At 69.5% G+C, this 13,229-nt stretch carries 12 protein-coding genes and 2 pseudogenes; 8 read left to right on the top strand and 6 right to left on the bottom strand.

The genetic code is table 11. The annotated features are described in order from the left end of the window. Window positions 1–48 precede the first annotated feature (48 nt). The 4 genes and pseudogenes from asnB to IF61_RS0101055 all read left to right on the top strand — a co-directional run bounded on the left by asnB (window position 49) and on the right by IF61_RS0101055 (window position 4,492). Window positions 49–1,902, top strand: coding sequence for an asparagine synthase (glutamine-hydrolyzing) (asnB, locus tag IF61_RS0101070; protein ID WP_030364229.1), 1,854 nt, complete (start codon window positions 49–51; stop codon window positions 1,900–1,902). 115 nt (window positions 1,903–2,017) lie between these two features. Beyond that, window positions 2,018–2,683, top strand: coding sequence for a hypothetical protein (locus tag IF61_RS0101065; protein WP_030364228.1), 666 nt, complete (start codon window positions 2,018–2,020; stop codon window positions 2,681–2,683). Between the two features lie 126 nt (window positions 2,684–2,809). After that, window positions 2,810–2,944 (top strand): annotated as a pseudogene (locus IF61_RS33815) (DUF4291 family protein); the annotation flags it as partial. 30 nt (window positions 2,945–2,974) lie between these two features. Further along, window positions 2,975–4,492 carry a recombinase family protein gene (locus IF61_RS0101055; protein ID WP_030364227.1) on the top strand — a complete coding sequence of 506 codons (1,518 nt, stop codon included), beginning with the start codon at window positions 2,975–2,977 and terminating at the stop codon, window positions 4,490–4,492. A 50-nt stretch (window positions 4,493–4,542) separates the two neighbouring features. Here IF61_RS0101055 and IF61_RS0101050 read toward each other — a convergent pair whose 3' ends face one another. The 5 genes from IF61_RS0101050 to IF61_RS0101030 form a co-directional block, all read right to left on the bottom strand. Then, window positions 4,543–5,124 carry a hypothetical protein gene (locus IF61_RS0101050; RefSeq protein ID WP_030364226.1) on the bottom strand — a complete coding sequence of 194 codons (582 nt, stop codon included), beginning with the start codon at window positions 5,122–5,124 and terminating at the stop codon, window positions 4,543–4,545. A gap of 1,416 nt (window positions 5,125–6,540) precedes the next feature. Beyond that, a complete protein-coding gene (locus IF61_RS37370) occupies window positions 6,541–6,822 on the bottom strand; it encodes a CPCC family cysteine-rich protein (RefSeq protein WP_030364225.1) in 282 nt (93 codons plus the stop codon). A 58-nt stretch (window positions 6,823–6,880) separates the two neighbouring features. Continuing rightward, on the bottom strand, window positions 6,881–7,150 hold the full coding sequence (locus IF61_RS0101040) for a hypothetical protein (RefSeq protein ID WP_157848532.1): 270 nt from the start codon (window positions 7,148–7,150) through the stop codon (window positions 6,881–6,883). A gap of 533 nt (window positions 7,151–7,683) precedes the next feature. Then, complete coding sequence (locus tag IF61_RS35685; protein ID WP_157848531.1) at window positions 7,684–7,848, bottom strand: hypothetical protein; 165 nt, start codon at window positions 7,846–7,848, stop codon at window positions 7,684–7,686. Between the two features lies 1 nt (window position 7,849). After that, a complete protein-coding gene (locus IF61_RS0101030) occupies window positions 7,850–8,356 on the bottom strand; it encodes an ATP-binding protein (protein WP_245684353.1) in 507 nt (168 codons plus the stop codon). 83 nt (window positions 8,357–8,439) lie between these two features. Here IF61_RS0101030 and IF61_RS0101025 point away from each other — a divergent pair, with 83 nt between their 5' ends. From IF61_RS0101025 to IF61_RS0101015, 3 genes and pseudogenes are all read left to right on the top strand, one after another. Next, window positions 8,440–9,723 carry a tetratricopeptide repeat protein gene (locus tag IF61_RS0101025; protein WP_030364222.1) on the top strand — a complete coding sequence of 428 codons (1,284 nt, stop codon included), beginning with the start codon at window positions 8,440–8,442 and terminating at the stop codon, window positions 9,721–9,723. 32 nt (window positions 9,724–9,755) lie between these two features. After that, window positions 9,756–10,469: a creatininase family protein gene (locus IF61_RS0101020; RefSeq protein WP_043187323.1), complete on the top strand. Its 714-nt coding sequence runs from the start codon at window positions 9,756–9,758 to the stop codon at window positions 10,467–10,469. 40 nt (window positions 10,470–10,509) lie between these two features. Next, window positions 10,510–10,962: pseudogene (locus tag IF61_RS0101015) on the top strand (DUF4291 domain-containing protein); the annotation flags it as partial. Between the two features lie 70 nt (window positions 10,963–11,032). Here the strand turns inward: IF61_RS0101015 and IF61_RS0101010 are convergent. Next, window positions 11,033–11,875, bottom strand: a complete 843-nt coding sequence (locus tag IF61_RS0101010) for a hypothetical protein (protein WP_030364219.1) — start codon at window positions 11,873–11,875, stop codon at window positions 11,033–11,035. A 219-nt stretch (window positions 11,876–12,094) separates the two neighbouring features. Between IF61_RS0101010 and IF61_RS0101005 the strand changes: the two genes are divergently transcribed. After that, window positions 12,095–13,141, top strand: coding sequence for a hypothetical protein (locus tag IF61_RS0101005; protein ID WP_157848530.1), 1,047 nt, complete (start codon window positions 12,095–12,097; stop codon window positions 13,139–13,141). Window positions 13,142–13,229 lie beyond the last annotated feature (88 nt).

The following is a 13,229-nucleotide window of genomic DNA, read 5'->3' as shown; positions in this document are numbered from 1 at the left end:
CACACGCCAAGAGGCACACCCCGGCACACCGACAGGAGACAGCACGCCATGTGCGGAATAGCAGGATGGGTCTCGTACGACCCGGCACACCCCGTCACCGCCGACACCGCCGACGCGATGACGCACACCATGGCGTGCCGCGGCCCGGACGCGCACGGCCTCTGGCTGGACGACAGGGTCGCCCTCGGCCACCGCCGCCTCGCCGTCATCGACCCCGACGGCGGCAAGCAGCCCATGACCTTCGACCACGCCGGCCGGGTGGCCGTCGCCCTCACCTACAGCGGCGAAGTGTTCAACTTCCGCGAGTTGCGCGCCGAGCTGGAGAGACGCGGCCACGCGTTCCGCACCCGGAGCGACACCGAGGTCGTCCTGCACGCCTACCTCGAGTGGGGCGAGGACTTCACCGAGCGCCTCAACGGCATGTACGCCTTCGCCCTGTGGGACGCCCGGACCCGGGAACTGCTGCTGGTCCGCGACCGCATGGGCATCAAGCCGCTGTACTACTTCCCGCTCCCCGGCGGCGTCCTCTTCGGCTCCGAGCCGAAGGCGATCCTCGCCCACCCGGCCGTCCGGCCCGCCGTCGACGCCGAGGGCCTCGCCGAACTCGTCGCCTTCACCAAGACCCCCGGCCACGCCGTCTACAAGGGCATGTACGAACTCCCGCCCGGGCACACCCTCCGCGTCCGGCGCGGCGGCACCCTCCTGCGCCGCTACTGGGCGCTCGAAGCCCGCGAGCACACCGACGACCTCGACACCACCGTCGCCCGCATCCGCGAGCTCCTGGAAGACATCATCGCCCGGCAGATGGTCGCCGACGTCCCCCTCGGCACCCTCCTCTCCGGCGGCCTCGACTCCAGCGTCATCACCGCGCTCGGCGCCCGGCAGCGCACCGCCGAAGGCGGCGCCCCCGTCAAGTCGTTCGCCCTCGACTTCGCCCGCCACGCCGAGAACTTCACGGCCGACGACTGGCGCGGCACCCGCGACTCGCCCTACGCCGACCTCCTCGCCCGGCACGCCGGCGCGGACCACCGGGTCGTCACCCTCCCGCCGTCCGCACTGCTCGACCCCGCGGCCCGCGAGGCCGTCATGCGCGCCCGCGACCTGCCCTTCGACCTCGGCGACGGCGACACCTCCCTCTACCTGCTGTTCAAGGCCGTCCGGGAGCAGTGCACCGTCGCCCTGTCCGGGGAGTCCGCCGACGAGGTCTTCGGCGGCTACCGCTGGTTCCACCACCCCGACTCCGTCGCCGCCGACACCTTCCCCTGGCTCGCCCCGCCCTTCGGCACCGGCATCTCAGGCCCCGGCAGCGGCCCCGGCGAGGCCCTGCTGGACCGCGGCCTGCTGGAGAAGATCGACCTGCAGGGGTACCGGGCCCAGCGCTACCACGACGCGCTCGCCGAAGTGCCCCATGTGGCCGGCGCCTCCCCGGTGGAGCGCCGCATGCGCGAGATCGGCCACCTGCACCTCACCCGCTTCGTCCAGTGGATGCTCGACCGCAAGGACCGCGCCAGCATGGCCGTCGGCCTGGAGGTCCGCGTCCCCTTCTGCGACCACCGCCTCGTCGACTACGTCTTCAACACGCCCTGGGCCATGAAGACCTTCGACGGCCGCGAGAAGTCCCTCCTGCGTGCCGCCACCCGCGACCTCCTCCCGCCCGAGATCGCCGACCGCGTCAAGGCCCCCTACCCGACCACGCGCGACCCGCACTACCTCGACGGCCTGCGCGCCGCGCTCAAACGCGTCACCGAGGGCCCGGACTCGCTCGTCCGCCCGCTCCTCGACGGCCCCTCGCTGGCGGCGGCCACCGCCGGCGACCCGCAGCCGGGCTACCGCACCGGCACCGAACTCGTCCTCGCCCTGGACTTCTGGCTGCGCACGCACGACGTGTCCCTGGAGTTCTGACCGGAGGCCGCGGCCAAGTCGGCCAGTTGTCGACTGCCCGAGGGCACGCCGTGCCGGGACACTGCCGGATGAATCCCATGGCAAGTACCGCGCACGTCGAGCGAGGGGACGACTGGTGATCCAGCTGACCGAGACCCTGGCCCTGCAGAGCGTCGAGGACTTCCTGACGGCGGCGGAGCGGGAGCACCTGATCAAGATCATGGACAGTGAGCTCGCGGCGACCGGATGGCGGCCCCGGCACCAGGCCGACGTCCTCCGGGCGCCCGCGCCCGCCCAGGAGATCCTGCGCGCCGCCACGGCCCGCTCGCTGCACGCCCTGCAGCGGGCCCTGCCCTCGGTGGCGGCCGACGCCCGCTGGGACTACACGGAACTGACGGCGGGTCAGTACATCCCGACGCACATCGACGGCATCCCCGACCCGGCCACCGCGCCCCGGCGCATCGGGCGGATCGGGGTGGTCATCGAACAGGCCGAGGAGGGAGGCGAGTTCTACATCGAGACCACCGCCAGCCCCGCCGTCTGGACCGGGGAACTCGTCGGCGAGCCCGAGGGCTACGCCCCCGGCACGCCCCTGACGCACCGGCTGCCGCACGTGCCCGACCACGCCGCCGTGCCCACGTGGCTGGAGGAGGTCCCCAGCACCCGCTGGGTCACCCCCGCCGGGCCCGGCACCGGCCTCGCCTACGGCGCGCAGGTCCTCCACGGCGTCCAGCCGGTACGCGCCGGACGGCTGCGGAAGTTCGTCACGGACCTGCTGGACACGGCGGTGGTGCGGCGGTAGCGCGGTGCGGCGGGCCCGGGCCGGAGCCGTCGGCCCGGCCCCGCCCGCCGTAAATCGTTTGGCCGCACACCACCGCCCGCCGAGACTGACCCCATGCAAGACGTGCAAGACATGCAAGACGTGCAAGAGCCCTACCGCCGTATCCGGGCGGCGTACACCGACACCACCATCACCGTCTACCAGGCGTACGCGCCCCGCCTCGGCCTGCCGGCTGCCCGGGACGGCCGCTTCCCGCCTGCGTGGAAGCGCGACCGGATGACGTGAGTCAAGCAGTGTTCATAGGCTCTTTCCATGACGGCAGACGAGAAGGACGAGAGGGCCGACGCGCGGTTACGTAGGGCCCTGCGCGCAAGTCAGACAGCAGGTGCGCAACGGGCCAGGAAGGTCGGCGGTCGCGCCAACTGGCAGGGAGAGTCAGCGGCGATCTACTGCCGGATCTCCCACGTGAACGACGACGATCAGACCGGGGTGGACCGCCAGGAGAGGATCTGCCGGGAAGTTGCCGAGCGTCTCGGTCTCACCGTGTCCGAGGACCAAGTGTTCGTGGACAACAACAGGTCTGCGTGGCAGCGCAAGCGGAAACGCCCGGGGTGGGAGGCGCTGCTTGCCGAGGCGGGCAAAGGGCGCGTGCGCCACGTCCTGACGTACCACCCTGACCGTCTGATGCGGCAGCCGCGCGATCTGGAAGAGCTGTTGCAGATTGCCGATGACCACGACATCACCCTGCACGGGCAGGCGAATCGGCGCGATCTCTCGGACCCCGACGACCGGTTCTTCCTCCGGATCGAGGTGGCGCACGCCTGTCGCTCCAGCGATGACACCTCACGCCGGCTGATCGACGCCATGGTGGACCGGGCGAAGGACGGAAGGCCGCACACGGGCAGGCGCCGGTACGGGTACGACAAGACCGGCATGGAGATCATCCCCGAGGAAGCCGCCATCGTCCGGGAGGTCTTCACCCGCTACTTGGACGGGGAGAGCCCGGTCCAACTGGCCAAGGACCTGTACGACCGTGGTGAGAAGACCGCGGAAGGGCGCTACTGGAACGCACCCCGAGTGCGTGATCTCCTCGACAACCGCCATGTCGCAGGCATTCGTGTCTTCCGGGGCGAGGAGATCGGCGATGGCGAATGGCCCGCGATCATTGACCGGGGCATGTGGTTGGAGGTCAGGGAGCGCCGTGCGTACCGGGCCGCGGCGCGGAAGACCAGTGACCAAGCGGGCAGGTTCTATCTCCTGCGCGGCATCGTCATCTGCACGGGGTGCAGCAAGCCCATGGGCGGAGCCGGAGGGAAGTACATCTGCAACGGCCACACCCACCGGCTTGACGTCCCGCGCTGCAACCGGGCCGTGTCCGCACCCATCCTGGAGGACTTCGTGACCAAGGCCGCGATCTATCTCCTGGAACGCCTCGATCTCGCCAACGCCCCCACGCCGTCAACGTTGTCGGAAGAGGACCAGGCCGCCATTGATGCCGACCGTCAAGAGCTCGAAGACCTCAAGGACATGTGGGAGAGCCAAGAGCTCAGGACGAGGGAGTACCGCGAGATGCGCAAGAAGGTCGAGGCGCGCATCGCTGAGGTCGAACGCAAGATGATCGTCCGCCCTGCCGCAGACGTCTTGAAGGGGCTCGTCGGTCCGGACGCCCGTGAGAGCTGGGAGTCGCTGGAGAAGGCGGGGAACCACCAGCGCATGAATGCCGTCATGCGGTTCCTTTTCGAGGCCGTGAAGATCAAGGAAGCCGCGAAGAAGGGCCGCCAGTTCGACTACGGCAGGATCGACATCGACCAGAGCCCGATCTGGCTCTGACCAAGGTACTGCGAAGGAGGGGCCATGGCCTGGGCCCCTCCGTATGCCGTTCAGGGGTTGGGTTCGGACCTGGTCAGGAGCGTGATGTCACTGCTGGTGGCGACGGCCAGGGTACGTCCGGACGGAGAGAATCCCGCGACGCGCAGTTCGGACCAGGAGGCGTGGAAGATGTGCCACCACTTCTCCCCGGCGGGCCCGCGGCAGAGACCGCCATCGGCTGAGAGCAGTACCCGGTGGTGGGGCCAGTCGGGGCTGAAGACCTGGACAGTCCAGCCGTCATCCGTGGTGGTATGCAAGCCTCCGCCGAACAATCCGGCAATCCGAACCTGTGTGCCCGCGAGGGGGCCGATCCCCGGGCAGGACAGATCGGGCCCGGTGGGCGTGCACGTCTCCGGGTCGGGATCGTAGTCCCGTGCGAGTTTCTCTCCCGTGGACGCGTCGAAGAGGCCGTGGCCGCTGCTGGACACGACCATCAGCAGGTCTTTCCCGCTGACCGGGTCAGGCGCGAAGCCGACCCCGAGGAGGCCGCCGACGGGTATCAGTCGTGCGGCCGGACGCCAGGGTTCCGGCGCAGGCACGACGGGGGCGGAGAGGAAGCGCTCTCTCAGTTCCTGCTGGTACTCGGTGAACATCGTGTCCTCGTGCTGGAAGTCCTGGTTGGCGGCCCGTGCAGCGTAACCAAGGCGAGCGCTGCCTCATTCGATCTGCCCGCCGGGCTGACGCTCCAGAAGCCGAGCCAGGCGTCTTGCGGCCTCCGGGCTGATCTTCGTAGAGAACTTCCTGCAGACACGATCCAAGTGCCGGGCCAGTTCGGCCTCACGGTCAGGCTTGGTCACCAGGCGGCTCCCGCGATGGGGGCGGCGCCGTGACGGGAAGCGACGTCTACGTTGACGTTGGTCGAGGTGGTGGGGGTGACTATTCGAGAGAAGGGGGTGCCAAGTTCGGCAAGCAATCGGCGGGCCTCCGAGGGCATCGCGTGAGTGGTGGGGCGCGGCAGTTCATAAGCAGCTCAATCTCTTCGGCTGACTTTCGTCAGCGGGTGATGCGCCTGGCGCAGGCGCTGTTGTCACTCGTCCTTACATGCTCTCAAGCGGTGCGGCGGCCTACCAACGAATTACCTTGTTCCCCAGCAGCAGCCCAACCTGAGTGCCAGCGTGGGTACCTCGTGTGTCACAGAAAGGCGGCGACGAGTCGCAGCCGAGCGGATGCCGAGAACCGGCAATCGGTCGAAATCTTCTTCACTTCCTCAAGGGCGCGCCGTTGGCGCGCCGGGCGGCCGGGGCGCCCCGGCGGGCTGCGGCCTGGCGGCCGGTCCCGCCGGACGCCCCACCGCCCACGCACACCACGAGCCCGCCGTGGCGTGACGAGACGGCGAGCACCCCGGCCCCGGCGGTACAACGCCGGGCACTTCGACTTCCCGACGGTTACCAGTTGCGGTCAGCAAGAGCAGACCGGGAGCCGGCTGATCGTCGACCGCGGACCGGCGGGGGCTGACGGTCGTGGCTTGGCTCGCTTCGCGCGTCGGCACCGTCGCTGTCTGCAGGAGGGGGACAGCAGCATCGCCGCGGAGTCTCGGGTGGTACCGGCCGTGACGTGGGGAAAAGCCATGTCAGTATGGCTGAGACCGGAATATGGCGCAGGTGCACACGTGGCAGGTGATCGTCCGGCCGCCCCGCCATCGTGGCTGACTGTCGGTGGCACAGGCCGACAAGGGCCACGGCTAAGCCATCCGCCACCGCCCCGGCCCCGCTGACTGCAGCCTTCCGGGTGGCACGGTTACGCACGGCGGCACACGTGGCGGGTGATCCGCCGTCCGACGGCATCGTCGTTGCGCGCGTCAAGGAGGCTGGCAGCGGGGGGAGAGAGGTGGGGGGCGCGGCTTCGGTGGTCGAGCCGTGCGGCCGGGAGGCCGGGCGCCGTACTCCTGCCGTCGCGGATGCGGGCGCGTGAGGAGACCGCGCCCTCCGGCCGTGGCTGAGCCCGTCATGGGCGTTCCACTCGCCTTGGCGCCATCGTGGTTGCGCGTCCGGCTGACTCCGGGCCGGGGCCTACCCGGGTTGGCGTACGGGAGAGCAACGGCTGTCGCAGGTTTGCCGGAGTTGGAAGTGGCGGCGCGCCTCGGTCAGACTGTGGTCACCGTTCGGTCCGCCTTTGACAATCGCGGCATCGTGGTCGTCCTGGCCGTCGTCTTCCCACGAGCAGACGTAGCACATCTCGAAGCCGCCACGCTCCCTGAGGGTCATGTGGAAGCAGCAGGGACAGGCGTAGGAGCCGTCCTCCGGAACGCCGTGGTTGTTGATGAATGGCACAGTCACCTGGCCATAGTGCATGAAACCCCACTGGAACAGTCCGGCGGGTCATGGGTGACCTACCGGACTCCCCCGTAGGTCACGCAGCCAGCGAGCCAGGGCCGTTCCTGCGTACCAGCTCCGCCACCGCCCGCACGGTCTCAACCGGCCACATCAGGCGCACCACCCCCGACCCGTCCGCCGCCGAGCGCGCCGTAGCCCTCGCACCGTCCAGCGGCACCCCAGCCGCGGTCAGCGCCGCCACTAAGTCCGAGGCCGCGTTCGTCGCCTCACGCCAGCCTGCTACGTAGTTCACCCCGCGGACCCACGTCACGTCGTCCGGGTCGAACTCCTCGACGTCGAACTCCATCTGCCCCATATCCCTTCATTGCGAACTGGACTGGCACCACGTGGGGTTCATCGCACTGACACACGGCGACCACCCCGGTACCATCGGCACCGGGGATCTTGAAGGTCTCCTGCCGGACCACCTCTCTTGCTTCCAGGCTCAGGGGTGGTCCGGTTTTGCGTGTGCGGTTGTTGTGCGCGGCCCTGCTCCGATCAGTCCCGTGAGTGGAGCAGGGCCGCAGGCGGCGGATCTTCAGTACGCCGCCTCCCCTCGGAGTGCGGGGATCCGCAGCGCTCACAGCAGCGGAACAGTGACCGCTGCGAGCGCTGCCCCCGAGGGAATCAGAGGGCGAAGGCTGCCGGACCCTCCCAGGCGGGGCAGCCCCCGCCCCGTCTATGGGGGCGCCTGCCCTTCCCGTTGCCGCCGCGCTACACGATCAAGGATCCGTCGCAACACAGCTTCGCTCTTCTCCGGCGCCACCGGTGGCAGGCGCAGACGCAGGCCTTTCAGCGCCTCGTCCAGCCTCTGATCCGAGATGCGCCGCCGGGCCGCGGTCATCGCCTCAGCTGACGCCAGTGCAGCGACGTCTGCACTTCGTCCGTCGGCTGCAGACGCAAGGATGATCCGGTCTTGAAGACCAGCACCAGCTCTGTACCGTGCGACGTCTCGATGTTGCGGATGGCCTTGATCTCGCGGATGTCGCCGCGGATGCTCACCATGTCACCGTGCTGCAGTTGTGACGCACTGATGCGTGCCACTGTGATCTCCCTTCACGGCCGGTACTGCCAGCACCGCCCAAACTGATTTGCCGACGCCCACCCGGTTGCTCACACCCCACGAGGTCGACAGCGCGGCCACCAGAGAAAGTCCCCGGCCTCCCTCAACGCTCCGGGGGCGGGCGGAAGGCCACCCCTCGCAGGCGTCATCGACCCTGATGCGGAGAGCGCCCGCCTCCAGCCGGAACCAGGTCTCGATCTCCCGGCCAGGTGAGACGCGCGCATGCACCACGGCATTGGTCAGCAGCTCGGAGAGGACCAGGAGCGCCTCGTCCTCGATCGATGTCAGCCCCCAGGCCTCAAGTGCTCTGCGCAACTCGGCGCGCGCCAGGCCGACGCAGCGCGGGTGTCGGGGCCAACGCCGCTTCACCTCTTCGCCGTTCGCGTCTTCCTGTCGTCTCTCCATGCCAAGCAGCATCACGGGTGACAGTTCGAGAAACGAGCCCGGCATGGTTACCCATGATGGGTAACATCGCCGGTAACCCGACCGCATGGCCTCCACCGCGGATTCCGTCCCTCCCCGGAGCCCCGCTCATGCCCAAGTCCGAGCCCCACCAAGGCTTCCCGGCACGCTTGCTGCGAGAAGAAGCGGTGATCGAGGCGTGTCGCGTCCGCGACTTCTCCGCGATCTTCCAGTTGGCGAGGCGGGCAGGTCTCTACCCTTCGCGCCTCGCGCGGTGCGTGGAGATGACGCCGAGTGCTGTCGGAGAGATCATCAAGGGGAACCGCGAGATCACCAACATCAGCGTCGTTGAGCGCGTGGCCGATGGCCTGCGGATCCCGGGCAGCATGCTCGGCCTCGCCCGCCGTGGCTGGGAGGCAGATGATGCCCCGGTGGCCGTTCCGGTGGCGTCTGGCGACGTGGACCCGTTCGGTTGCTTGGCCGACACTGGGCCGGACGACGATCTCACCGACCCCGAGTTCGTTGCCACGCTCATCGAGAGCCAACTGCCCCAGCACTACAAGAGCTCGAACTTTTTCGGTGCCCGTCACACCATCCCTGCCGTCGTGCAGCACGCTCAGACCATCACGAGGCTGCTGGAAAGCGGCAACACCGGGGCGCCGCGGGAAGCGCTTCTGCAGACCGGCGGACGAGTTGCCGAATTCGTCGGATGGCTGTACCAGGACCTGGGCGATTTCCGGCGCGCGGCGCTCTGGTCCGACCGCGCGATGGAGTGGGCACAAGAGGCCGCAGACGATCACATGCAGTCGTACATTCTCTTCCGCAAGAGCAACCAGGCCACTGCGCGCGCCAGCGCAGACAGGGCGGTCGGGCTGGCCAAGGCGGCGCAGCGCCTGCCCGGACTCTCGCCTCAGATCGTGGCGCTTGCCGCTCAGCAGGAGGCCCAGGGGTACGCGTTGATGCGGAACCCGAAGGCGGCGCTGGCCAGGTTCGACGAAGCACGTGCACTCGTGGCTGATCCCGCCGCGGCCGGGACGGTTTCCGGGCTCGACACCTCGTACTGCACACCGACGTACATCGAGATGCAGCGCGCGAACTGCTGGATCGATCTCGGCAAGCCTCAACAGGCAATCGAGCTGTTCGAAGGGCACTTGGCAGAGTTGCCGCAGGTCTACCGCAACGACCGCGGCGTCTATCTCGCGCGGCTCGCTCGCGCTTACGTCCGCGCCGGCGAGTTGGAGCGTGGGGCCGAGGCCGCGACGAAGTCACTCGGGGTCGTCCGGCACACAGGGTCCGCCCGTACATTCGGCGTGCTCTCGGCAGTGGCGGACTCCCTGACAGGAGAGCGGCGACTACCGACCGTAGCGGCCTTTCTTGAACGCTTTGCGGCCGTTCGTGACCAGTTCGCGGCATGACTGGGCCGGAAGTGATGAGAGATGCTGGGGTCATGGACGAATTGATCACGCAAGCCACCACCGGCGACGAGCGCCGCCGAGGTCCCGCCGTCGCCGTCCTACCCATCGGGAGCTTCGAGCAACACGGCGATCACTTGCCCCTGATCACCGACACGGTCATTGCCTGCCTGATCGCTCGTCGGCTGGCCGATGACCACGGCCTGTTCCTGCTGCCGCCGATCACTATGGCGTGTTCTCACGAGCACGCCCCGATGGCTGGCACGGTCAGCATCAGCGCTGGGACGCTGTACGCCATGGTCAACGACATCTGGAGATCGCTCGAAGCATCGGGGCACCCCGGGCTGATCATCGTCAACGGCCACGGCGGCAACTACGTCCTGTCGAACGTCGTCCAGGAACTCAACGTCAGCGGCCCCCGCGTCGCCCTCTTCCCCGTCAGTGAAGACCGGGCCCGGGCCCGCGCCGAGGCCGAGCTGGAGAGCAGCAGCGCCGAGGACATGCACGGCGGGGAGTTCGAGGTCTCTCTACTCCTCCACGGCGCGCCGCATCTCGTACACGAGGGCTTCGAGCAAGACGACCATTCAGCCCCCAAGCGCCCTCACTTGCTCACCCTGGGCATGGCGGGCTACACCGCCAACGGCATCATCGGCCAGCCGTCGCTGGCCACTGCTGCCAAGGGGAAGGCGCTCTTGGACAGCTTCTCCCGTTCGGCACGCGCTCACCTGGACGCGATAGCTGTGCCCTGACCTGCGTGAATACAGCTAAGCCTAAAAGGCCTACGAACACCGCTTGACTTGGATCAAGCCCTCCTTCCTCTGGATGATGTACCGCTGTGGGTGGGGTACCAAGGCCGATCAGGAGTGCGTCCTCGCGATCGAGATCGACCGCGCCGGCTTCGACTGGGCTCTGGCCAATGCCTGTCTGTCTCACTACGACCGGGACGCCCACGCCGACCAGGCCGCCTGGCGGCGCGAATTGAAGGCGTCACCGGCCCGCGTGCAGTGGGACCCCGAACGCGACCTGCACTTGCAGGCCCTGCCCCACCGCTCTCTGCAGCTCGGTCTCGCGGGCGAGGCGGCGCGCCGGTACGCCGATGAGTGGACGGTCTCCATCACGGATGTGACCCCGCTGGCCCGCGAGATCCACGGCCTGGTCATCGCGGGCGACCTGGACGAGGCCCGCAGCAGACTGCCGCAGGAACGCCCCTACGAGCCGGCCGGCGGCGCCGGGCGCCCGTAGCGGGTTCATGGCCGGAAGACGTCCGTCGCCCTGCCATGAACCCGCCGTTGCTCGCGCGTGTGCCCGGCGGTCAGATGTCCGCCAGGAGCTCCGCGAGGGGCTGGGCCGCGGCGTCCTCCGCGGGGCGGGAGACGTAGAGCGTCGTGTGGAAGTAGCCCTCGGTCTCCTTGCCCCAGGGGTCCTCGCCCGCGGCTTCGACGGCCGCGACCGCGTAGCCCTGCTCCTCCGGGCCGCTGAAGTGCCGCTGGGGGAACGTGCGGGCCGTGTACTTCTCGGTGTGGAGGCCGTGTGCGGCCAGGGCGTCGGAGATCGGGGCGTACGAGGCGGTGCGGAGCACGAACGAGGCCACCCAGGCCGGTTCGTCCGTGTCCGCCGTGAGTGCTTTGAGGGTTCTGGCCGACAGGAACGTGGTGCCGCCGGTGATGGTGATGAGCCGGGCCCGCCGGGTCTGCCGCAGCAGCTCGGGGCTGGGCTCGGCGGTCTCCAGGTTCTCGGCGAAGCCCTCGGCCAGCAGGCCGACGGCCCGGGCGTAGGAGACGGCCTGAGAGGCCACGTCGATGCCGATGACCCGTGCGGCCCCGGGCCGCCGCCGTGCCGCGAAGTACGCCCGGTCGTCCTCGATGAGCTCGGCGGTGGTGAGCGGCGCGACCTGCGGGGAGGTGTAGCGCGTGTAGAGCTCGTCCAGTGTGACGTCGTGGTTGAGGAGTGCCGCGTTGATGCCGTAGGAGCAGCAGATGTCGACGACCGTCAGCGGCTCGGTCGTGGCCGTGGCCCTGCGGGTCTCGGCCATACGCCGGAAGACGGCCTGGGCATGATGCGGTGTCTGGTACTCCAGAGGTCCCAGCACCGTGAAGTACGCCCGGGGGTCGGGCTGGTCGTAGATCTTGTCGAACGAGGTCATCCCGGAGGTCATCGTACAAATCCTCTCGCCCCTGGGGCCGGCCGGAGGCCGCCCCGCTACAGGTAGAGCCTCCGGGGCCGAAAAGGGAACAGGGCAGGGGTTAAATCCGGCCATTTTTGGTGGTGTCACGTGCTGTGCCTCCCGGGGCGCGGGGTGCCCGAAGGGCCTGGCGTGGGCACGTCTACAGTTGCCGCTTCGAACAGGTAAGTGCGAGATAAAGCGAGAGCGTGCGTGTCAGTCGAGAGGCCTGCGTCCGGGAGACGCAGCAAGAACGTTTCCTCCCAGGAGCCCGAAGGCTGGCGCACCGGTCCCGCCTGGCGGGAGATGAACGGGCGGGCGGCCCGCAAGCGGCGGATCCTCGGTGCCGTCGGTGTCGTGGCCGCCGCCGCGGCCACCCTGGCCGTGCTCCGGCCCGAGCTGGTCCTCTCCCGGATACCGGGCGCGTGGGACGGCGGGAAGAGCGACGCGAAGACGGCCTCCCACGGCACCCCGGCGCCCATGGCCCCCGAGACCGCGCGCCCCAGCGGTGCCCCCGGCAGCACGGAGGGTGTCGCCACCCCCGACCGGCCCTTCGCCGGATCGCCGGCCGAGCAGTACGCCGACGGCGCGGCGGGCATCGTCCTGCCCGAGGCGCAGGCAGTGGGGACGATGTCGCAGGAGCAGGTCGCCGCGGGCCTGAAGCTGGCCAAGGACTTCCTCGTCGCCGCCAACCTGGACCCGGCGGTCATCCGGGGCGAGCGCCCGGCGGCGGCCCTCGCCCTGCTCGACCCGTACCAGGACGACCTCGTCACCCACACCAACACTGCCCTCGGCAAGCCGGACCGGGACCACGACCCGGTTACCCTCTTCAGCCGCTTCGACGCCAAGGAGGTGCGCATGGTGGGGGAGACCGTGAAGACCCGCGGCCGGCTGACCTTCGCGGAGCACAAGGACGGCTCCGTGGGCATCCACGCCGACGTCACCTTCGTCTATCCGCTCGCCAAGAAGGCGCAGGGCTCCCGGGCGGTCGAGCGCACGATCGTGCGGCGCGTCCTGGACACCGATCTCCTCGACCCCGAGCGGTTCCGGGTGACGCCGGGCAGGCTGACCGTCCGCTCCTACGACGTGGACATCGCCAACTCCGCCTGCGGCGTCCACGACGGGTTCCTGCACCCTGTCTTCGACGAGGGACGCCCCTCCGGCAAGGCCCCCTCCGGCCCCGCCGTCGACCCCTACGACCGCAGCCGGGACCTGGACACCGGCAGGGGCGAGGGGTGCGGGACGGTCACCCGGACGTGAAGGGCGGGCGGCGGCCCGCGCGCGGACGCGCTGCCGCCGCCCGCCCCGTCGTGCGCCGCGTCCCGTCCGGGAAGCAGCGCACGGCAGT

The sequence above is a fragment of the Streptomyces roseoverticillatus genome (assembly GCF_000719265.1).
GTDB classification, from domain to species: domain Bacteria; phylum Actinomycetota; class Actinomycetes; order Streptomycetales; family Streptomycetaceae; genus Streptomyces; species Streptomyces roseoverticillatus.
Note: the sequence above shows the minus strand (reverse complement) of the source record. Positions and strands in the feature narration are given on the sequence as shown.

Excerpts from the sequence above, each read along its gene's own strand:
- IF61_RS0101030 (WP_245684353.1), bottom strand. The coding sequence starts at position 8,356 with ATGCCGGGCTCGTTTCTCGAACTGTCACCCGTGATGCTGCTTGGCATG.
- IF61_RS35685 (WP_157848531.1), bottom strand. The coding sequence starts at position 7,848 with ATGGTGAGCATCCGCGGCGACATCCGCGAGATCAAGGCCATCCGCAAC.
- asnB (WP_030364229.1), top strand. The coding sequence starts at position 49 with ATGTGCGGAATAGCAGGATGGGTCTCGTACGACCCGGCACACCCCGTC.
- IF61_RS37370 (WP_030364225.1), bottom strand. The coding sequence starts at position 6,822 with ATGCACTATGGCCAGGTGACTGTGCCATTCATCAACAACCACGGCGTT.
- IF61_RS0101020 (WP_043187323.1), top strand. The coding sequence starts at position 9,756 with ATGGACGAATTGATCACGCAAGCCACCACCGGCGACGAGCGCCGCCGA.
- IF61_RS0101010 (WP_030364219.1), bottom strand. The coding sequence starts at position 11,875 with ATGACCTCCGGGATGACCTCGTTCGACAAGATCTACGACCAGCCCGAC.
- IF61_RS0101040 (WP_157848532.1), bottom strand. The coding sequence starts at position 7,150 with ATGGAGTTCGACGTCGAGGAGTTCGACCCGGACGACGTGACGTGGGTC.
- IF61_RS0101050 (WP_030364226.1), bottom strand. The coding sequence starts at position 5,124 with ATGTTCACCGAGTACCAGCAGGAACTGAGAGAGCGCTTCCTCTCCGCC.
- IF61_RS0101055 (WP_030364227.1), top strand. The coding sequence starts at position 2,975 with ATGACGGCAGACGAGAAGGACGAGAGGGCCGACGCGCGGTTACGTAGG.
- IF61_RS0101025 (WP_030364222.1), top strand. The coding sequence starts at position 8,440 with ATGCCCAAGTCCGAGCCCCACCAAGGCTTCCCGGCACGCTTGCTGCGA.